A 16,621-nucleotide genomic window follows, 5' to 3' on the forward strand; every position below is an offset into this window, starting at 1 on the left:
TCCGGGGGTTGTCCCGGAACCTGCCAAGTTCTAAACGCGTGCAGATGGCGGCCCTTTACGGGGCCGCCATTTGTCGTTTTCGTTTTCCCCCAAAATTCAATGCGAAGCGAAGGATGTGCCAATGTCGATTACCCCGCTTATGCCAGTCTACCCCCGTTGCGGCTTTCGGCCGGTGCGCGGTGACCACTGCCATCTGATCGGGGAGGACGGGAGCCGATACCTGGACTTTGCAGCGGGCATCGCGGTCAACCTGCTGGGCCATTCGCACCCTGGCCTGATTGGCGCGATCCAGAAGCAGGCCGAGACGCTGATGCATGTCTCCAACCTCTATGGCAGCCCGCAGGGTGAACATCTGGCCCAGCGGCTGGTCGACTTGACCTTTGCCGACACGGTGTTCTTCACCAATTCGGGTGCGGAAGCGGTGGAATGCGCGATCAAGACGGTGCGCGCTTATCACCAGCACGAAGGCAACGATCACAAGTTCGAGATCATCACCTTCAAGAACGCCTTCCACGGGCGGACCATGGCCACGATCAGCGCCTCCAATCAGGAAAAGATGCACAAGGGCTTCATGCCCCTCCTGCCCGGCTTCAAATACGTCGACTTCGACGACCTGGAAGGCGCCAAGGCAGCAATCGGTCCGAACACCGCCGGCTTCCTGGTCGAGCCGGTCCAGGGCGAAGGCGGGATCCGCCCCGCATCGCAGGAATTCATGCAGGGCCTGCGCGCTCTGGCAGACGAACACGATCTGCTGCTGGCCCTCGACGAAGTGCAGTGCGGCGTGGCCCGCACCGGCACCATGTACGCCTACGAACAGTATGGCATCGTTCCGGACGTCGTCGCCTCGGCGAAGGGCCTCGGCGGGGGCTTCCCCATCGGCGCCTGCCTCGCCACCGAAAAGGCGGCGCGCGGCATGGTGATCGGTACCCATGGCTCTACCTATGGCGGCAACCCGCTGGCCATGGCTGCGGCAGAGGCGGTGCTGGATGCGGTCGCCAACGATGCGTTCCTGGGCGAAGTGCGTTCCAAGGCGGACCGCCTGCGCAGCCGCCTGGAACAGTTCATCGGCAATTATCCCGAACTGTTCGAAAGCGTGCGCGGCATGGGGCTGATGCTGGGCCTGAAGCTCAAGGCAGAGCCGCGTGGGCTGGTCGCGCATCTGCGCGACAATCACCAACTGCTGACCGTCGCGGCGGGGGACAATACCCTGCGCCTGGTCCCCCCGCTGGTGATCGACGACAGCCACATCGACGAATTCATTGAAAAGCTCTCCGCCGGCGCGGCGAGCTATCTGGCGGAGCCTGCGGACAAATGACCCGGCATTTCCTCGATCTCAGCGACGCGGGCGGCGATGCCCTGGCGGCGATGATCAACGACGCAATGGCGCGCAAGGCGGCACGCGCGGCCTTGCCCAAGGGCGCGCCCGACCCGGATGCACCGCTCGCGGGCCGCGTGCTGGCCATGGTGTTCGAAAAGAACTCCACCCGCACCCGCGTCTCATTCGACATGGCCATGCGCCAGCTTGGCGGCTCGGCCATCGTCCTGGACGCTGGCACGACCCAGCTTGGCCGGGGCGAGACGATTGCCGATACCGCCCAGGTGCTCAGCCGCATGGCCGATGCGATCATGATCCGCACCGACGATCACGCGAAGATCGAGGCGATGGCTGCTCACGCCTCTGTCCCGGTGATCAACGGCCTGACCGACCGTTCACACCCGTGCCAGATCGTCGCCGATCTTGAGACTATCGTGGAGCATGGCAAGGCTTTGCCCGGGCTCGAACTGGCCTGGCTGGGCGATGGCAACAATGTGCTCAATTCGATCGTCGAGGCGGCGGGCCTGATGCGCTTCAACGTGCGGATCGGCGTTCCGGCTGGCTATGATAGCGATGCGGCCTACATCGAACGGGCCCGCGCCCTGGGCGCGCAGATCACAGTAACCCGGAATCCGGTGGAAGCCGTGCGCGGCGCGGACGTGGTCGTCACGGATACCTGGGTGTCGATGGGGCAGCAGGGCGCGGAAGCCCGCATTGCGGCGATGACGCCCTATCAGGTCAACGATGAACTGATGGCCCAGGCCAAGGCCGATGCCCTGTTCCTCCACTGCCTGCCCGCGCATCGCGGCGAGGAAGTGACCGACAGCGTGATCGACGGGCCGCGCTCCGTGGTCTGGGACGAAGCCGAGAACCGCATCCACGCGCAGAAGAGCGTGCTGCGCTGGGCCTTCGGTCAGTTGTGAGCGCGCCCCAGCATATCGAGGCGGGCGAGACCGGCTATGACCGCGTGCTGGGTTTTACCATCCCGTCGCGCGATGCGCGGGGCCGCGCCGTCCGTCTGGGGCCGGTGCTGGAAACGATCCTGGCGGCGCATGACTATCCCATCCCGGTCAAGCATCTGCTGGCCGAGGCCCTGGTCCTGACCGCACTGGTCGGGTCGCTGCTGAAGGATGGCGAGGGCCAGTTGACCATGCAGGCCCAGACCCAGGGCGATGGCGTGGTCGATCTGCTGGTCTGCGACTATCGCGGCGGCGAACTGCGCGGCTATGTCCGCCACGATGCAGAGCGGCTGGCGCAGCTGGGCGCGAACCCTTCGCTCCATGCGCTGTTCGGCGATGGTGGCTATCTGGCGATCACCTTCGACCTCGCGTCAACGGGGCAGCGTTACCAGGGCATTGTCCCGCTGGAGGGAACGTCCCTGGCCGAGGCCTGCGAAGCCTATTTCGCCCAGTCCGAGCAAGTCCCGACCCTGATCCGCGTTGCGGTCAGGTCCGACGCGCAGGGCTGCGTTGCAGGCGGCCTGCTGGTGCAGCACTTGCCCGAGGGCGAGGAAGGACGGGAGCGCATTCACGTCCGCATGGACCATCCCGAATGGGAACACGTTGCGGTATTGGCGGGAAGCACGCGTCACGACGAACTGGTCGCGGCGGACCTTTCGATGGAAGCGCTGATCTGGCGCCTGTTCCATGAAGAGGAAGAGGTCCGGATCGAACCGTTCGGCGGACTATCGCGCGGTTGCAGGTGCTCCATCGAGCATTACCAGGCGGTCCTGTCCAAGTTCCCCGAAGAAGACCGTCTCGATATGCGGAACGACCAGGGACTGATCGTGGTCGACTGCGCATTCTGTTCGCGGTTGTTCGAAATTGAACTGTAGAACTCGGCTCGTCGATCAAAATGCACGCTTGGGCGATGGCGGGACTCGTGCTATAGTGCCTGCTCACGCTTGAATAACTGGAAGGCACGCGATCTCGTGAAGAAGGCTATGCGCTCTGCTGGAATCGTTGCTGCGGGTCTGCTCGCTGCGGCTGCTCCCGCCACGGGCGCGGGACCGTCGCTGGCCATGCTGGACCGGGTCGAGGCAGGGCAGTGGGAAGTCCGCTCACGCGAACCGGGAGCAAGCCCCCAACGCATGTGCCTGTCCAGCGGGCACGGCCTGATCCAGCTGCGGCATCCCGGCCCCGCCTGCGAGCGGTTCGTGGTGGAAGATGGTCCGTCCGAAGTGGTGGTGCAGTATACCTGCCGGGGACGCGGTTACGGCCGCACTCACATCCGCCGCGAAACCGGGCGGTTGGTGCAAATCGACAGCCGCGGCATCGCCAATGGCCTGCCCTTTGAATTCAGCGCCGAGGCGCGCCGCGTGGGCAACTGCGGCGGCTGATCTGGTTGCCTTGGGCAGCCGAAGCAGCTAGCCCGGGATCATGGAACGACTACCCGCCGGCAATGGCCGCAAGGCTGTGGTGCTGCTTTCGGGCGGCCTGGATTCGATGGTCTGCGCGGCCTTGGCGCGCGAGGCTGGATACGAGCTTTTCGCCCTGACGATTGATTACAACCAGCGCCATCGCCGCGAACTGGACGCCGCGCGCCAGATTGCCGCGCACCTGGGGGCCAAGCGCCACGTGGTGCTGCCGCTGGATCTGCGCCAGTTCGGCGGATCAGCCCTGACCGACGACATCGCCGTGCCCAAGGAAGGTCTGGGGGACGACATTCCGGTGACCTACGTTCCCGCGCGCAACCTGGTGTTCCTGTCGCTGACGCTCGCCTGGTCGGAAGCGCTGGGCGCGCGCGACGTCGTGATTGGGGTGAATGCGCTGGACTATTCGGGCTACCCCGATTGCCGTCCTGAATTCATTTCCGGCTTTGCCGATCTGGCCCGCATCGCCACCAAGGCCGGTGCGGAGGGCGAGGATTTCCGCATTCATGCACCGCTGCAATACATGGGCAAGGCCGAGATCGCAGCAGAGGCGGGCAGGCTTGGCCTTGATCCCGCGATGAGCTGGTCCTGCTATGACCCGCAGCCTGATGGCTCCGCCTGCGGTCTGTGCGATTCTTGCCGCCTGCGCCGAGAAGGCTTTGCGAACGCGGGGATTGTCGATACGACTCGCTACGCAGAGTGAGATTCAAGGAGACTATTGGGTGAACGATCAAGAGGGCGCGACGCCGGCCGAACCAAAGGCCAGCGGTTACAGCTGGTATGTGCTTTCCGTCCTGGTGGTGGTCTACATCCTCAATTTCATCGACCGGCAGATCGTCTCGATCCTGGCTGTCGATATCAAACGCAACCTGAACCTGACCGACGCGGACATGGGCTTCCTGGGCGGCGCTGCCTTTGCCGTGTTCTACGCCCTGTTCGGAATTCCGCTCGGCCGGCTGGCCGACAACTGGAATCGCGTCCGCCTGCTCAGCATCGGCCTGGCGCTGTGGTCGACCATGACCGCGCTTTCCGGCTTTGCCCGGAACCAGCTGACGCTGTCGCTGGCCCGTATGGGCGTGGGCGTGGGCGAGGCGACGGCCAGCCCGACCGCCTATTCGCTTATTTCCGACTATTTTCCCAAGAAGCAGCGTGCGACGGCGCTGGCGATCTATTCCTCGGGCCTTTACCTGGGCGGCGGCGTGTCGCTGTTCATCGGTGCGAAGGTCGTTCAGGCGTGGAACAATAGCTATCCGGGTGGCGGGCCGCTGGGCCTGGTCGGATGGCAGGCAGCTTTCCTGGTCGTGGGCATCCCGGGCCTGCTCTTGGCACTGTGGGTGGCGAGCCTGCGCGAGCCTCTGCGCGGCGCGATGGACGGCGTTGCCAGCCCCAGCTCGCCGCGTCCTTTTGCTGACTTCTTCGCCGATCTCTCGACCATTATCCCGCCCTTCACCGTCCTTGGCGCGGCGCGGCGCGGTCCGGTCGCTCTGGCGATCAACCTGGCGGCGGCCGCTTTCCTGGTCGGTTTCGCCTGGATCATGATCAGGCTGACCGGGAACCTGCCGCAGTGGTCGGCCGTGGCGCTGGGCTATTATGCGGTGTTTTCCTGGGCGAGTTCGCTGCGGTCGAAAGACCCGGCGACGTTCAAGCTGATCTGGGGAACGCCAGCCTTCATCTGCACGACGCTCGGCTACGGCCTGGTTTCGCTCACCGCCTATGCTCTCGGCTTCTGGTCGCCGCCCTATGCCGAAACGGTGCTGGGCCTGCCCAAGGCGGAACTGGCTTTCGTGCTGGGCGGCAGTGGTGCGGTCAGCGGCTTCCTGGGCGTGATCATCGGTGGCCGCGTGGCTGACGCACTTCGGGCAAGGTTCCCGGCCGGCCGCATCCTGGTCATTCTGTTCGGCGTGGTCACTCCGATCATCCCGATCTGGATCGGCTATACGACCGAAAGTGCGGTCCTGTTCTACGTGATGAATTTCCTGGCCGGGATGTTCGGCGCCACTGCTCTCGGCGCTGCGGCGGCGACCACGCAGGACCTGGTCCTGCCCCGCATGCGCGGGACTGCCACGGCTTCGTTCTTCCTGGGGACGACCTTGGTCGGCCTGTCGTTCGGACCCTATATGGTCGGCCAGATTTCGGACCTCGCGGGCGACCTGCGCACCGGTATCCTCTCGCTGATCGGCGTGGCGCCGATTGCCGTGGTGTTGCTGCTTTATGCCTACCGCGCGGTGCCCAAGGCCGAAGCGACCTTGAGCGCGCGCGCAGGCGAGTAAGTCCGGCTCAGCGGGTCAGGACGCCGCAGGCGATCCGGGCCCCGCTGTTGCCGGTGGGATCGGTCTTGTAATCGTCCGCCGCGGCGTGGACGACCAGGGCCGTGCCATCGGCATCGAACAGCAGGGCTTCAAGCTCGCTGCTTGTTCCGGTCAGCTGCGCAGTCGCAGCGCCGGCCCCGTTGCTGCCGACGGTGATGTTGGGCAGATCGCCCAGATGGCTGCCTGCCGGGTTCTGGCTGCCATGTTGCTTGCCATGGGGATTCAGGTGTCCGCCCGCCGAGGTGAAGGCGGGCGCTTCGCACTTGCCGACCATGTGCAGGTGCATTCCTTTTTCACCCGCAGGCAATCCTGCCAGCGCGACGGACAGGGTAAGCTGTTCGCCCGCACGCGTCAGGAGGGCCGTGCCCGCCGGGGCGCCATTGGCCTGATACAGCGTGGCCGAGGCAACGCGGGCTGTCGGGATTTCCCCGACCGAGGTGCAGCCTGCAAGCAGTCCGGCAGCCAGTGTGGCGGTGGTGGCAAAGCGGATCATGATACCTCCATGCGATTGATTCTCATCGCAGCATAACAAAAAGGGGGCCGGATTGCTCCGGCCCCCAATCTGTTTTTTGCCTGTCGGCAGCCTTACATGCCCGAACCCGGACCGTAGGTGATTTCCACCCGGCGGTTCTGGAGTTCGCGCACGCCATCGGCGGTCGGGACACGCGGGTTGTTTTCACCGAAGCCCTGGCTGGTGATCGCGCCCGAAGGAACGCCACGCGAGGTCAGGTAGGCCTGGACCGAAGCGTTGCGACGCTCCGAAAGGGCCTGGTTGTACTTCGGCGTACCCGAACGGTCGGCATAACCGGCCAGCATGATCGGAACATTGGCGCAGTTGCCATAGGCAGTCACGGCGCTGTCGAGGATCGAAGCTGCTTCCGGCGTGATGTCCGACTTATCCCAGTCGAAGAACACGATGTACGGGCCCTTGTTGCAGACCACCGGCGGCGGAGGCGGCGGAGGCGGCGGGGGCGGAGGCGGCGGGGGCGGCGGGGGCGGCGGAGGCGGCGGCGGAGCAGCCGGCTCACCGAAGTTGTAGCCCAGCGTCAGCATCAGCGAGTGCGAACGGAAGTCGGTGTCGATGGCCGAACCGCCCGGCGCAACCAGATTGACATTGTTCTGGGTGTACAGGCGGTACTTCAGGCCGATGTCGACCTTGCTGCTGAGCGGCTGACGCACGCCAGCGAGAACCTGGTAAGCAAAGCCGGTGTCCGAATCGCTGAGCAGGCTGGTGGTGGTCACGCCTGCATCGACGTTCACGCGGCCTACGCCGGCGCCGGCACCGATGTAGCCCTGGAGGCTGTCATCGTCGCCGAAGTCCAGCAGACCATTGAGCATGAAGCTGAGTGCGCTTGCGCTGCCGTCGAACGACGAACCCGAAATGGTGTTGGTGGAAACGACAAACGATTCCGCATTGGCCCGGCGATAGCTGGCTTCGGTTTCGAGACGGAAACCACCGAAGTCATAGCCGACCACGCCGCCGACGTCGTAACCAACGTCGGTGTTGAGCACGCCAGCGGTGGCGCTGCTGAGATTTTCCATGTCTTCGACGATAACCCCACCGACATCGCCTTCGATGTACCAGGAGTCGTCACGGGCGAGGGCGGGCGTTGCAAGGGCCGATGAGGCCAGCGCCATCCCAAGGACGAGTTTACGCATTATGGTTTTCCCCTTTGATAGGATTGAAGCCACCGAGTTCGTGCACGTTTAACTGCTTAGAATTCCTTCCGCAAGGCAGCAAAGCGCTGAAGTGTTGCAGAAATGTCGCTATTTCCTTATTGTCGCCCATGAAAGCGACATAAAACATAGGTTATGTTTATGCCGATCAAACCGCCATGCGAGCTGGTCGCTCAGGCCACGGGAACGATCCCGGCGGCCGCAAGTGCGCTGATAATCGCGCTGATCGCGGCGCGCGATTCGCTGTCGATGGTGGTTCCTCCGCTGGGCGTCGCAGGCCGGGCTGCGGCACTCCACCCGTTGCGATAGAGAATTTCCTGACCGTTCACTTTGTTGTACATTTTCATGCCAAGTATTGGCGGAGTGAAAATCCAGTTTCCCGACTCAAAAGATGCGATTTCACCGGCATGCCCGGTCCAGGCACCATCCGGCGCGTTGCCGATAAGCCAGCTTTGACCATCAGCCGGGTTTGCTGGCGGGGTGTTCGCCTCCCCTTCGACGGCAAGAAACAGAAGCGCGTCCAGCCGGGCGGCGATTTCGTTCACGAAACCCTCTTTTTGCGCTTGCCCGGCAAGCATGGCTGTGCTGCGGGCCGCGCAGCGATTCCGGCTCGGCGGCGGAATAGAGCGTGGCCTGCGCCCCGTTCCCCCAGGTCAGGCGGCGCAGCGAGGGTTCGAACTGCGGCACCTGGCCCGGCGGGCAAGCGGCGAGGATGCCGCTTTCGCCTTCGACCATCACCGCGCGCACTTCGCCCAGCGAGGCGCCGACCAGGGCAAAGCGCGCCTCTGGCTGCGACTGGCAGGTGGTGCGGACCCATTCCGCCCCGGCGCGGGTCTTGCCGAAACCGCGCCCCGCCAGGACCAGCCAGGTGGTCCAGTCTCCCGGCGGCGGCAATTGCCGGGCCCGCGCCCACAGCTTCCAGTGATAGTGGAATTCCAGCCGCTCCTCGTCCGAGAGCTGGCGCAGCGCGGCCAGGCGTGCCGGTTCGTCCAGATCGAGCAGGGCATCCAGCAGGTCATGGTTCGACATCGGCATCCGGTCCGGCTTCGGGCGTTGCCGCAGCGGCGAGGCGGCGCTGGCGCATCACTTCCAGCTTGGCATTGATCGACTGGATGATCGCTTCGGAATCCTGGTTGGAATGGATCGCCCGCTGCCGCGCCGCGGCTTCGCGGTGGGCGGCCAGCAGGCGCAGGGCGGTGGCATTGTCGAATGTGCGGGTGCCTTTCTTCGCGCCGGCGGCGGGCTTGATTTCGCCATCGCGCAGGCGGCGCAGCAGTTCCATTTCCAGGTGGTCGTATCCTTCGCACAGGGCGCGCTGCCAGGCGCGGTTGAATTCGGCATCGTGGCGGCGCTGGTCATAGGCGGTGGCCGTGGTGATCCCCGCCTTGCGCGCGGCGGCGCTGATGTTGGAGGTGGCGGCCAGTTCGGACAGGAACACCTTTGCCCAGCGCGCGAAGGGTTTCCTGGCCGGACGCGCGGCGGCGGTCCGGCGCGACTTGGGCTTGTCGGCCATGAGGGTTCCATCGGAAAAAGGGGAGAGGCGGACAGACTGCCGCCGGGGCGACTCGGTCTATCGCGATGTTCCTGATATGTACCGAAACAGCGTGACGATGTCAAGCGCAAATAACCAATATGGTTATCTTCGCTCTCCGCTTGTGCCTGCGCCCCCGCGCCGATAAGCACGGCGCAACGAATTCCGGGAAGCGAGGAAAACCGATGCTGCGCCGCCTTTACGACTGGACCATGGCCAAGGCGGTCCACCCCCATGCCGAATGGTGGCTGGCCCTGTTCTGCTTTGTCGAGGCCAGCTTTTTCCCCATTCCGCCGCACCCGCTGCTCGGCATCATGTGCCTGGCCGAACCGAAGAAGGCGATCCGCTTTGCGATGATCGCCACCTTCTCTTCGGTCGCGGGCGGCATGCTGGGCTATGCGATTGGCTGGGGGCTCTACGACACGCTGGGTACCCAGATCCTGGCGGCGCTGGGCCTGACCGCCAGCTTCCCGAAAGCCGCCTGCTATCTCAACGAATATGGCTTCTGGATCTTCGTCGCCAAGGGCGCAACGCCGATCCCGTTCAAGCTGCTGACGATCACTGCCGGGTTCATCGGCATGGACCTGCTGCGCTTCATCGCGGGCTCGATCATCTCGCGCTCGATCAGCTTCCTGGTGGTCGGCATCCTGTTCCGCCTGTTCGGGGCGCCGATCAAGGCTTTCATCGACAAGTACCTGGGCCTGGCCACGGCGGGCTTCGTGGCGCTGGTCCTGGCCGGGTTTGCCGCGATCACCCTGCTCGGCGGCAATGACGGCGAGGCCGGGCACAAGTGCGACGCGGTCACCAGCGTGGAGCAAGTGCGATGAGCGAACTGCACCTGTTTCACTGCGCCGATGCGCGATCCTTCCGGGCGTTGTGGGCGCTGGAGGAACTGGGGCTGGATTACCAGCTGACCCTGATGCCGTTCCCGCCGCGCTTTCGCTTCGAAGGGTACAAGGACATCAACCCGCTGGGCACGGTTCCGGCCCTGATTGCCGATGGCGCGCTGATGACGGAAAGCAGCGCGATCCCGCACTTCCTGGCGACCCGCTATGGCCCGTCCGACCTGGCCGTCGCGCCGGACGAGGCGGACTATGCCCGCTACCTCAACTTCCTGTTCATGGGCGAAGCGACGCTGACTTTCCCGCAGACCATCCACCTGCGCTATACCCGGCTGGAGCCGGCAGAGCGCCGCGTGGCCCAGGCGGCAGAGGACTATGCGCAGTGGTTCGGATCGCGCCTGCGTAATGCCGAAGCCATGATGCACGGAGATTTCGCCGCCGCTGGCCGCTTCACCATGGCCGACGTTTCGGTCGGCTATGCGGTGATGCTGGCCCTGTCGATCGGGCTGGACGAGCAGGTCACGCCGGGCATGGCCGCCTATCTGGAACGGCTCAGCCAGCGCGAGGGATTCAAGCGCGCCAAGGCGAAGCAGGCGAGCGGGCCTAGCGCAGTCTAACCAGCGGGATGTGGCGGCTCAGATAATCCCGACCGCCGCGCCCGCTCGCTTGAACATGCCGATGATCGTCTGGACCTGCTCGGCGGTATGTTCGGCACAGAGCGAGCAGCGCAGCAGGGTCATGTTCGCCGGGGTTGCCGGGGGACGGGCCAGGTTGACGTAGAGTCCTTCGCGCAGCAGCGCTTCCCACATCATCGCGCCGCGTTCCAGGTCGGGCATGATCACGCTGATGATCGCCGACTGCGGTTCATCCGTGCCCAGCTTGAACCCGGCATCGGTCAGGCCCTTGTGCAGGACCTTGGAGTTTTCCCACAGGTGGGCGCGCTTGTTGCCCGCGTGCATCAGCTTGCGGATCGAGGTGCAGGCGGTCGCCACCACGCTAGGGGGCAGCGAGGCGGTGAAGACATAAGGGCGGCAGACCAGGCGCATGATTTCGAACTTCGGGTGGTTCGACACGCAGAAGCCGCCGACCGTGCCAACCGACTTGGAGAAAGTGCCGATCACGAAATCGACATCGTCGAGGCAGCCCTGCGCTTCGGCGACGCCGCGGCCATGTTCGCCGATGAAGCCCATCGAATGGGCCTCGTCGACCAGGACCATCGCGCCATTGTCCTTGGCGACCTTCACCATTTCCTTCAGCGGGGCAATGTCGCCCAGCATCGAATAGACGCCTTCCAGCACGACCAGCTTGCCCGCGCCTTCGGGAATGCGCTTCAGACGCTTTTCCATCGCTTCGATGTCGTTGTGCTTGAACGGCACGACTTCGGCGTCGCCCATCTTGCAGCCATCCCAGATCGAGGCGTGGCTATCGATGTCGAGCACGATGTAGTCGCCCTTGCCGGCGATGGTGCTGATGATCCCCAGGTTGGCCTGATAGCCGGTGGAAAAGACCATCGCGTGGTCCATTCCGTAAAAGTCCTTCAGCGCCTCTTCCACCGCGCGGTGTCCAGCATAGGTGCCGTTCAGCACGCGGCTGCCGGTGGTGCCCGCGCCGAATTCGTCCAGCGCCTGTTTGCCCGCCGCGATCACGTCGGGGTCGAAGGTCATCCCCATGTAGTTGTAGGTGCCCAGCAGGATGGTCTGCTTGCCGTTGCAGATCGCTTCGGTGGGCGAAACCACCTTTTCCATGACCAGGTTGAACGGATCGGTCACCCCGGTCGAAAGCAGCGCGCGGCGCTGTTCGATCAGCGGGTCGAATTTGGAGAAAAGGTCGGTCATAATCTGAATTCCACCTCGGTCTTTGCACCCGTCACCCTGAACTTGTTTCAGGGTCCATTTCTCCCCACGAACCCCCGGTCCCGGCGGTGCGATGGATGCTGAAACAAGTTCAGCATGACGCATTGGGGAGGGCTGTTTGCTATCCCTGCAGCTTTACCACGGCGTCGACCAGCTGGCCGTAGTTCTCGATCTCGGCCTGCTGGTTCATGCTGATGATGATGTCGAATTCATCCTCGATCGCGGCCACGAAGTCCATCACGGTCAGGCTGTCGAATTCCAGGTCACCGGCGAAGGTGGTGCCATCGCTGATCGCCACGCCCTTCTTGTTGAAGGGTTCGATCAGTTCGGCGATCTTTGCGGCGGTTGCGGCGCGGTCCATGATTACATTGCTCCGGAGAATTTCAGGCGGCCCTTTGGCCGATGATTGGGGCGGAAAGTGGGCGGATGTCAGGCCGGGGCCTTTTCGACAAGGGCTTTGACGGCGGCCATGAAGGGACCGATGGATACCGGCTTGGCCAGATAGCCTTCGGCCCCGGCGTCGCGGATGCGTTCCTCGTCGCCCTTGCCGGCATAGGCGGTGACGGCCAGGACCGGGATCGCGCGCAGGGTCGCGTCCTTTTTCGCCGCTTCGATCAGGTCGAGGCCCGACACGTTCGGCAGCTGGATGTCCATGATGATCAGGTTGGGCACGAACTGGCGCGCGCGCTCCAGCGCGTCGAGGCCGTCGGCGCAGGGTTCGACGGCATAGCCCTGGCTCTTCAGGACGTCGCAGAACAGCTTGCGGTTGAGGTCGTTGTCCTCGACAACAAGGATACGCTTTGCCATGAGCACTGCCCTAACGCTGTCTGAGGGAACTGACAATTCTGCGCGAGTCCCAATCCCCCGACCACGATGCCGCTGCCCTGGCGCTGGGCGCGCTCGGCTGGATTCTGGCGGACAGCGCGCGGGCAGACCGGCTGCTGGCGCTGACCGGGCTGACCCCCGATGCCCTGCGCGGCGGGCTGGGTGATCCGGGGGTGCTGGGGGCCGTGCTGGACTTTCTGGCCAGTCATGAGCCGGACCTGCTGGCAGCGGCGGAAGAACTGGGAATTGAACCGGCCACTCTGATGGCCGCACGAGAGAGGTTGTAACTATGGCAAGGCCGCTGATCATCAGCGATTGCGATGAAGTGCTGCTGCACATGATCGTGCCGTTCGGCGAGTGGCTGGAGGAAAGCCAGCCGGTTTCCTTCAAGCTGGTCGGCAACGATTTTTCCAAGGCGATCCGCGACAAGCAGAGCGGCGAGCCGGTGGAACCTGCCGAAATCTGGCGCCTGCTCAACCTGTTCTTCGACAATGAAATGCACCGCCAGTCGCCGATTGCCGGGGCGGTAGGGGCGATCAACCAGCTGGCGCAGCACGCCGACGTGGTGATCCTGACCAACCTGGCCGACAAGCACAACGAATCCCGCCGCGAACAGCTGCGCGGTCATGGGATCGACTTTCCGGTCTTTACCAACCAGGGACCGAAGGGTCCGGCGCTTCAGGCCATTCTCGACAAGTACCAGCCGTCCAGGGCGGTGTTCATCGACGACCTGGCCCAGCACCACGGCTCGGCAGCCGAAATGGTTCCTCATATCGACCGACTTCACCTATGTGGTGAGCCCAGCCTTGCCCCGCACATCACCTGCGGTTTCCAGGCGGGCCATGCCCATGCCCGCATCGACACCTGGGAGCATGCCCTGCCGTGGCTGCTCTCGCGCATTCAGGACGAGAACCCATGAGCATTGACGCACGCCTTGCCGAACTTGGCATCACCCTTCCCGAGCCCGCCGCGCCGGTTGCGGCCTATGTCCCGGTGGTCATCGCCGGGGGGCTGGCCCACGTCTCGGGCCAGGTGTCCATCGTTGGTGGCCAGCTGCTCAAGGGGCGGCTGGGCGAGGACCTGTCGCTGGAACAGGGCGTCGAAGGCGCGCGGGCCTGCGGGCTGATGATCCTGGCGCAGCTCAAGGCCGCGCTCGGTTCGCTCGACCGGGTGGAGCGCATCGTCAAGCTGGGCGCCTTCATCAATTCGACCGCCGATTTCACCGATCAGCCCAAGGTGGCCAATGGCGCGTCCGAACTGATGGCCGAGGTGTTCGGGGATGCCGGCAAGCACGCCCGCAGCGCGGTTGGCGTGCCCAGCCTGCCGCTGGGCGTGGCGGTGGAAGTCGATGCGATTGTCGCCGTTCGCCCTGCTTGATCGCTGGCTTGCCCCGGCTCCCGGGCCGGGCAAGGCGGACTGGCTTGGCGGCGCCGAATATGCCCACCGCGGCCTGCACCTGGACGGGGTGCCGGAAAACTCCCTCTCCGCCTTTCGCGGCGCGATGGCGCGGGGTATGGGGATCGAATGCGACGTCCAGTTGACCCGGGACGGGCAGGCCGTGGTCTTTCACGACTTCGATCTGGACCGCCTGACCGCAGAGCGTGGGCCGGTTGCGGCGCGCACGGCGGAATCGCTGTTCGCCATCGCGCTGGCAGGGACCGCGGACCATATCCCGACCTTGCCGCAGCTGCTGGCCGAAGTGGCGGGGCGGGTGCCGATCCTGATCGAGATAAAATCCCGGCGCGGCGACTTCGCGCCCTTCGCGCGGCTGTGCCAGGCCGTGGCCGATGCGCTGGAGGGATATGCCGGGCCGCACGCGATCATGAGCTTCGATCCGCGCGTCGTGCACTGGTTCGCCCGCCATCGCCGCGAAACGGTGCGCGGACTGGTGATGACGGAAGAGCATGACCGGGGCCTGTCCGGCCTGATCCGCCGCCACCTGTTCCTGTGGCGCGCGCGGCCCCACTTCATGGCCTATGACATTCGCGACCTGCCCAGCGCCTTCGCCGCCGCCCAGCGTCAGCGGGGCCTGCCCGTGCTGACCTGGACGGTTCGTTCGGCTGAACTGCGGCAGCGCGCGGCGCTCCATGCCGATGCGCCGATTGCGGAGGGTGCCGGGGTCCCGTGATCGAAGCGCGGATTGCTCCTTCGGTAGGCTCCTTGCCGGCAGCGCAATGGGATGCGCTGGCAGGCGGGAATCCGTTCATGAGCCATGCCTTCCTTTCCGCCATGGAGGATTCCGGCTCGGTCGGTCCGGGCAGCGGCTGGTCGCCCGCGCCGATCCTGATTGCCGATGCGGCGGGGACGCTGGCGGCAGCCTTGCCCGCCTACCTGAAGAGCCACAGCCAGGGCGAATATGTGTTCGACCATTCCTGGGCCGATGCCTGGCACCGGGCCGGGGGCAGCTATTACCCCAAGATGCAGATCGCCGCGCCGTTCACGCCCGCCACCGGGCCGCGCCTGCTCCTCGCCGATGATGCCCTGGCGCCCGCTCTGCTGCGCGCCGCCGAACAGGTCTGCGCGGACAACGGCCTGTCCTCGGCCCATGCCACCTTCATCGCGCCCGAGCAGGTGCCGCTGTTCGAGCGCGCGGGTTGGCTGATCCGCAGCGACATCCAGTTCCACTGGGAAAACCGGGGCTATTCCAGCTTCGACGAATTCCTCGGCGCGCTATCCTCGCGCAAGCGCAAGGACATCCGCAAGGAGCGCGCGGCGGCGCAGCAGGGGGTGGAAATCCGCACCCTGACCGGGGCCGAAATCGGCGAGGCGGAATGGGACGCGTTCTGGGCGTTCTACCAGGATACGGGCGCGCGCAAATGGGGGCGGCCCTATCTGACCCGCGCGGCGTTCACTCTGCTGGGGGAACGGATGGGCGACCGGATCGCGCTTGTCCTCGCCTATCAGGATGGCACGCCAATAGCCGGGGCGCTCAACTTCATCGGACCGGACGCGCTCTACGGGCGGTACTGGGGCGCGCTGCTGGAAAAGCCGTTCCTGCATTTCGAGCTGTGCTATTACCAGGCCATCGACCTCGCGATCCGCCTTGGCCTCAGCCGCGTCGAGGCGGGAGCGCAGGGCGGGCACAAGCTGGCGCGCGGTTATGAACCGGTCCAGACCTGGTCAGCCCATTACATCGTCCATCCCGGCTTCCGCAGCGCAGTCGCGGAATTCCTGGAGCGGGAACGGGCCGGCGTGGCGGCGGACCAGAACTACCTGGCCCAGCGATCGCCCTTCAGGAAAGGCGCTTAGGGTCAGGACCTATTAACCGCGCCTTCGAGGTTTGAGTCAAAATGGCTCAGTGCCAGGAAGGAAGGCGCTGGAATATGTCGATATTTCAAGACTTCCTGACGCAGCAATGGGCCATTTTGGCCAAATCCCTTCGGGACGGCAGAATGGCTTCCATCTCGAAGCGAAATTCCCTTGGAAAGGCAACCAGCCTTCCCGGCGTGAATTTCACTTCGTTATGTTCGCCATTCTGCCGCCTCGAAGGTGCGGTTAATAGGTCCTGACCCTAGGCTGCGCGGCGGCTGGGCGAGGTGGCGGCCAGCCATTCGCGGGCGCGGCGCTGGGCTTCGGAAATCTCGCGCGCGGTCATTTCGTCGCTGATGTCGGCGCGGCACAGGGCGGCTTCGCTGTGCCCGGCGACGGCGGCCAGGTTGAACCACTTGTGCGCTTCGATCAGGTCGCAGTGCACGCCGTGGCTGCCGGTCGAATAGGCGACGCCCAGATCGTAATAGGCGCTGGTATCGCCCTGGGCAGCCGCGGCGAGGCAGCTGGCCACCAGCAGGTCTTCGTGGCGTTCGTCGGCAGGCATGGCCTGCATTCCGAATGCGTGCTGGTCGGCGGATTGGTTGATCCAGATTGTGCTCATCTCAGTAACCCCCTGTGGGCAGTCACC

Annotated in this window: 22 protein-coding genes; 13 read left to right on the forward strand and 9 right to left on the reverse strand. The window is 64.9% G+C overall.

Annotation, left to right across the window (positions count from 1 at the left end):
• Window positions 1-121 precede the first annotated feature (121 nt).
• The 6 genes from ACQKOE_RS11260 to ACQKOE_RS11285 all read left to right on the forward strand — a co-directional run bounded on the left by ACQKOE_RS11260 (window position 122) and on the right by ACQKOE_RS11285 (window position 5,956).
• On the forward strand, window positions 122-1,315 hold the full coding sequence (locus ACQKOE_RS11260) for an aspartate aminotransferase family protein (protein WP_427512859.1): 1,194 nt from the start codon (window positions 122-124) through the stop codon (window positions 1,313-1,315).
• Window positions 1,312-2,238 (forward strand): ornithine carbamoyltransferase, encoded by a 927-nt coding sequence (gene argF, locus ACQKOE_RS11265; protein WP_427512860.1) that lies wholly within the window; start codon window positions 1,312-1,314, stop codon window positions 2,236-2,238. The genes ACQKOE_RS11260 and argF overlap by 4 nt, the downstream gene beginning before the upstream one ends.
• Complete coding sequence (locus ACQKOE_RS11270) at window positions 2,235-3,149, forward strand: Hsp33 family molecular chaperone HslO (RefSeq protein ID WP_427512861.1); 915 nt, start codon at window positions 2,235-2,237, stop codon at window positions 3,147-3,149. The genes argF and ACQKOE_RS11270 overlap by 4 nt, the downstream gene beginning before the upstream one ends.
• Before the next feature lie 96 nt (window positions 3,150-3,245).
• The gene (locus ACQKOE_RS11275; RefSeq protein WP_427512862.1) at window positions 3,246-3,653 is read left to right on the forward strand and encodes a DUF3617 domain-containing protein; all 408 of its coding nucleotides are present in this window, start codon (window positions 3,246-3,248) and stop codon (window positions 3,651-3,653) included.
• 40 nt (window positions 3,654-3,693) lie between these two features.
• Window positions 3,694-4,389 carry a 7-cyano-7-deazaguanine synthase QueC gene (gene queC, locus ACQKOE_RS11280; RefSeq protein ID WP_427512863.1) on the forward strand — a complete coding sequence of 232 codons (696 nt, stop codon included), beginning with the start codon at window positions 3,694-3,696 and terminating at the stop codon, window positions 4,387-4,389.
• A gap of 19 nt (window positions 4,390-4,408) precedes the next feature.
• A complete protein-coding gene (locus tag ACQKOE_RS11285) occupies window positions 4,409-5,956 on the forward strand; it encodes a spinster family MFS transporter (RefSeq protein WP_427512864.1) in 1,548 nt (515 codons plus the stop codon).
• A 7-nt stretch (window positions 5,957-5,963) separates the two neighbouring features.
• Here ACQKOE_RS11285 and ACQKOE_RS11290 read toward each other — a convergent pair whose 3' ends face one another.
• The 5 genes from ACQKOE_RS11290 to ACQKOE_RS11310 all read right to left on the reverse strand — a co-directional run bounded on the left by ACQKOE_RS11290 (window position 5,964) and on the right by ACQKOE_RS11310 (window position 9,185).
• A complete protein-coding gene (locus tag ACQKOE_RS11290; protein WP_427512865.1) occupies window positions 5,964-6,488 on the reverse strand; it encodes a superoxide dismutase family protein in 525 nt (174 codons plus the stop codon).
• 92 nt (window positions 6,489-6,580) lie between these two features.
• A complete protein-coding gene (locus tag ACQKOE_RS11295) occupies window positions 6,581-7,654 on the reverse strand; it encodes an OmpA family protein (RefSeq protein ID WP_427512866.1) in 1,074 nt (357 codons plus the stop codon).
• 191 nt (window positions 7,655-7,845) lie between these two features.
• Window positions 7,846-8,217 carry a DUF2793 domain-containing protein gene (locus ACQKOE_RS11300; protein WP_427512867.1) on the reverse strand — a complete coding sequence of 124 codons (372 nt, stop codon included), beginning with the start codon at window positions 8,215-8,217 and terminating at the stop codon, window positions 7,846-7,848.
• Window positions 8,132-8,701 carry a terminase large subunit domain-containing protein gene (locus tag ACQKOE_RS11305; protein ID WP_427512868.1) on the reverse strand — a complete coding sequence of 190 codons (570 nt, stop codon included), beginning with the start codon at window positions 8,699-8,701 and terminating at the stop codon, window positions 8,132-8,134. Before ACQKOE_RS11305 ends, ACQKOE_RS11300 begins: the two co-directional genes overlap by 86 nt.
• Entirely contained in the window at window positions 8,688-9,185 is a 498-nt protein-coding gene (locus tag ACQKOE_RS11310) for a hypothetical protein (RefSeq protein ID WP_427512869.1), read from the reverse strand. The genes ACQKOE_RS11305 and ACQKOE_RS11310 overlap by 14 nt, the downstream gene beginning before the upstream one ends.
• A gap of 203 nt (window positions 9,186-9,388) precedes the next feature.
• On the opposite strand from ACQKOE_RS11310, the gene ACQKOE_RS11315 reads away from it, so the two are divergent.
• Both ACQKOE_RS11315 and ACQKOE_RS11320 read left to right on the forward strand, forming a co-directional pair.
• Window positions 9,389-10,030: a YqaA family protein gene (locus ACQKOE_RS11315; protein ID WP_427512870.1), complete on the forward strand. Its 642-nt coding sequence runs from the start codon at window positions 9,389-9,391 to the stop codon at window positions 10,028-10,030.
• A complete protein-coding gene (locus ACQKOE_RS11320) occupies window positions 10,027-10,662 on the forward strand; it encodes a glutathione S-transferase family protein (protein WP_427512871.1) in 636 nt (211 codons plus the stop codon). The genes ACQKOE_RS11315 and ACQKOE_RS11320 overlap by 4 nt, the downstream gene beginning before the upstream one ends.
• 18 nt (window positions 10,663-10,680) lie before the next feature.
• Here ACQKOE_RS11320 and spt read toward each other — a convergent pair whose 3' ends face one another.
• The 3 genes from spt to ACQKOE_RS11335 all read right to left on the reverse strand — a co-directional run bounded on the left by spt (window position 10,681) and on the right by ACQKOE_RS11335 (window position 12,705).
• Window positions 10,681-11,880: a serine palmitoyltransferase gene (spt, locus tag ACQKOE_RS11325; protein WP_427512872.1), complete on the reverse strand. Its 1,200-nt coding sequence runs from the start codon at window positions 11,878-11,880 to the stop codon at window positions 10,681-10,683.
• 139 nt (window positions 11,881-12,019) lie between these two features.
• Window positions 12,020-12,259: an acyl carrier protein gene (locus tag ACQKOE_RS11330; protein ID WP_374591427.1), complete on the reverse strand. Its 240-nt coding sequence runs from the start codon at window positions 12,257-12,259 to the stop codon at window positions 12,020-12,022.
• 68 nt (window positions 12,260-12,327) lie between these two features.
• On the reverse strand, window positions 12,328-12,705 hold the full coding sequence (locus tag ACQKOE_RS11335) for a response regulator (protein WP_374591425.1): 378 nt from the start codon (window positions 12,703-12,705) through the stop codon (window positions 12,328-12,330).
• A gap of 38 nt (window positions 12,706-12,743) precedes the next feature.
• Here ACQKOE_RS11335 and ACQKOE_RS11340 point away from each other — a divergent pair, with 38 nt between their 5' ends.
• Genes ACQKOE_RS11340 through ACQKOE_RS11360 form a run of 5 tightly spaced genes read left to right on the forward strand, consistent with a single transcriptional unit; the run spans window position 12,744 to window position 15,972 of the window.
• A complete protein-coding gene (locus ACQKOE_RS11340; protein ID WP_427512943.1) occupies window positions 12,744-13,010 on the forward strand; it encodes a DUF3572 domain-containing protein in 267 nt (88 codons plus the stop codon).
• Window positions 13,011-13,012: 2 nt separating this feature from the next.
• Window positions 13,013-13,642, forward strand: coding sequence for an HAD family hydrolase (locus ACQKOE_RS11345; protein ID WP_374591422.1), 630 nt, complete (start codon window positions 13,013-13,015; stop codon window positions 13,640-13,642).
• A complete protein-coding gene (locus ACQKOE_RS11350) occupies window positions 13,639-14,100 on the forward strand; it encodes a RidA family protein (protein ID WP_374591421.1) in 462 nt (153 codons plus the stop codon). Before ACQKOE_RS11345 ends, ACQKOE_RS11350 begins: the two co-directional genes overlap by 4 nt.
• Window positions 14,072-14,851, forward strand: coding sequence for a glycerophosphodiester phosphodiesterase family protein (locus ACQKOE_RS11355; protein WP_427512873.1), 780 nt, complete (start codon window positions 14,072-14,074; stop codon window positions 14,849-14,851). The genes ACQKOE_RS11350 and ACQKOE_RS11355 overlap by 29 nt, the downstream gene beginning before the upstream one ends.
• Entirely contained in the window at window positions 14,848-15,972 is a 1,125-nt protein-coding gene (locus ACQKOE_RS11360; protein WP_427512874.1) for a GNAT family N-acetyltransferase, read from the forward strand. The genes ACQKOE_RS11355 and ACQKOE_RS11360 overlap by 4 nt, the downstream gene beginning before the upstream one ends.
• Before the next feature lie 262 nt (window positions 15,973-16,234).
• On the opposite strand, the gene ACQKOE_RS11365 is transcribed toward ACQKOE_RS11360, so the two are convergent.
• Window positions 16,235-16,594, reverse strand: coding sequence for a hypothetical protein (locus ACQKOE_RS11365; RefSeq protein WP_374591415.1), 360 nt, complete (start codon window positions 16,592-16,594; stop codon window positions 16,235-16,237).
• Between the last annotated feature and the right edge of the window lie 27 nt (window positions 16,595-16,621).

The sequence above is a fragment of the Novosphingobium sp. NPDC080210 genome (assembly GCF_050281025.1).
Classification (GTDB): Bacteria; Pseudomonadota; Alphaproteobacteria; order Sphingomonadales; family Sphingomonadaceae; genus Novosphingobium.

What these genes read in the sequence shown, in the direction of transcription:
- ACQKOE_RS11260 (WP_427512859.1), top strand. Translation starts at nt 122, where the DNA reads ATGTCGATTACCCCGCTTATGCCAGTCTACCCCCGTTGCGGCTTTCGG.
- argF (WP_427512860.1), top strand. Translation starts at nt 1,312, where the DNA reads ATGACCCGGCATTTCCTCGATCTCAGCGACGCGGGCGGCGATGCCCTG.
- queC (WP_427512863.1), top strand. Translation starts at nt 3,694, where the DNA reads ATGGAACGACTACCCGCCGGCAATGGCCGCAAGGCTGTGGTGCTGCTT.
- ACQKOE_RS11290 (WP_427512865.1), bottom strand. Translation starts at nt 6,488, where the DNA reads ATGATCCGCTTTGCCACCACCGCCACACTGGCTGCCGGACTGCTTGCA.
- ACQKOE_RS11295 (WP_427512866.1), bottom strand. Translation starts at nt 7,654, where the DNA reads ATGCGTAAACTCGTCCTTGGGATGGCGCTGGCCTCATCGGCCCTTGCA.
- ACQKOE_RS11305 (WP_427512868.1), bottom strand. Translation starts at nt 8,701, where the DNA reads ATGTCGAACCATGACCTGCTGGATGCCCTGCTCGATCTGGACGAACCG.
- ACQKOE_RS11310 (WP_427512869.1), bottom strand. Translation starts at nt 9,185, where the DNA reads ATGGCCGACAAGCCCAAGTCGCGCCGGACCGCCGCCGCGCGTCCGGCC.
- ACQKOE_RS11315 (WP_427512870.1), top strand. Translation starts at nt 9,389, where the DNA reads ATGCTGCGCCGCCTTTACGACTGGACCATGGCCAAGGCGGTCCACCCC.
- ACQKOE_RS11320 (WP_427512871.1), top strand. Translation starts at nt 10,027, where the DNA reads ATGAGCGAACTGCACCTGTTTCACTGCGCCGATGCGCGATCCTTCCGG.
- spt (WP_427512872.1), bottom strand. Translation starts at nt 11,880, where the DNA reads ATGACCGACCTTTTCTCCAAATTCGACCCGCTGATCGAACAGCGCCGC.
- ACQKOE_RS11330 (WP_374591427.1), bottom strand. Translation starts at nt 12,259, where the DNA reads ATGGACCGCGCCGCAACCGCCGCAAAGATCGCCGAACTGATCGAACCC.
- ACQKOE_RS11335 (WP_374591425.1), bottom strand. Translation starts at nt 12,705, where the DNA reads ATGGCAAAGCGTATCCTTGTTGTCGAGGACAACGACCTCAACCGCAAG.
- ACQKOE_RS11345 (WP_374591422.1), top strand. Translation starts at nt 13,013, where the DNA reads ATGGCAAGGCCGCTGATCATCAGCGATTGCGATGAAGTGCTGCTGCAC.
- ACQKOE_RS11350 (WP_374591421.1), top strand. Translation starts at nt 13,639, where the DNA reads ATGAGCATTGACGCACGCCTTGCCGAACTTGGCATCACCCTTCCCGAG.
- ACQKOE_RS11355 (WP_427512873.1), top strand. Translation starts at nt 14,072, where the DNA reads ATGCGATTGTCGCCGTTCGCCCTGCTTGATCGCTGGCTTGCCCCGGCT.
- ACQKOE_RS11365 (WP_374591415.1), bottom strand. Translation starts at nt 16,594, where the DNA reads ATGAGCACAATCTGGATCAACCAATCCGCCGACCAGCACGCATTCGGA.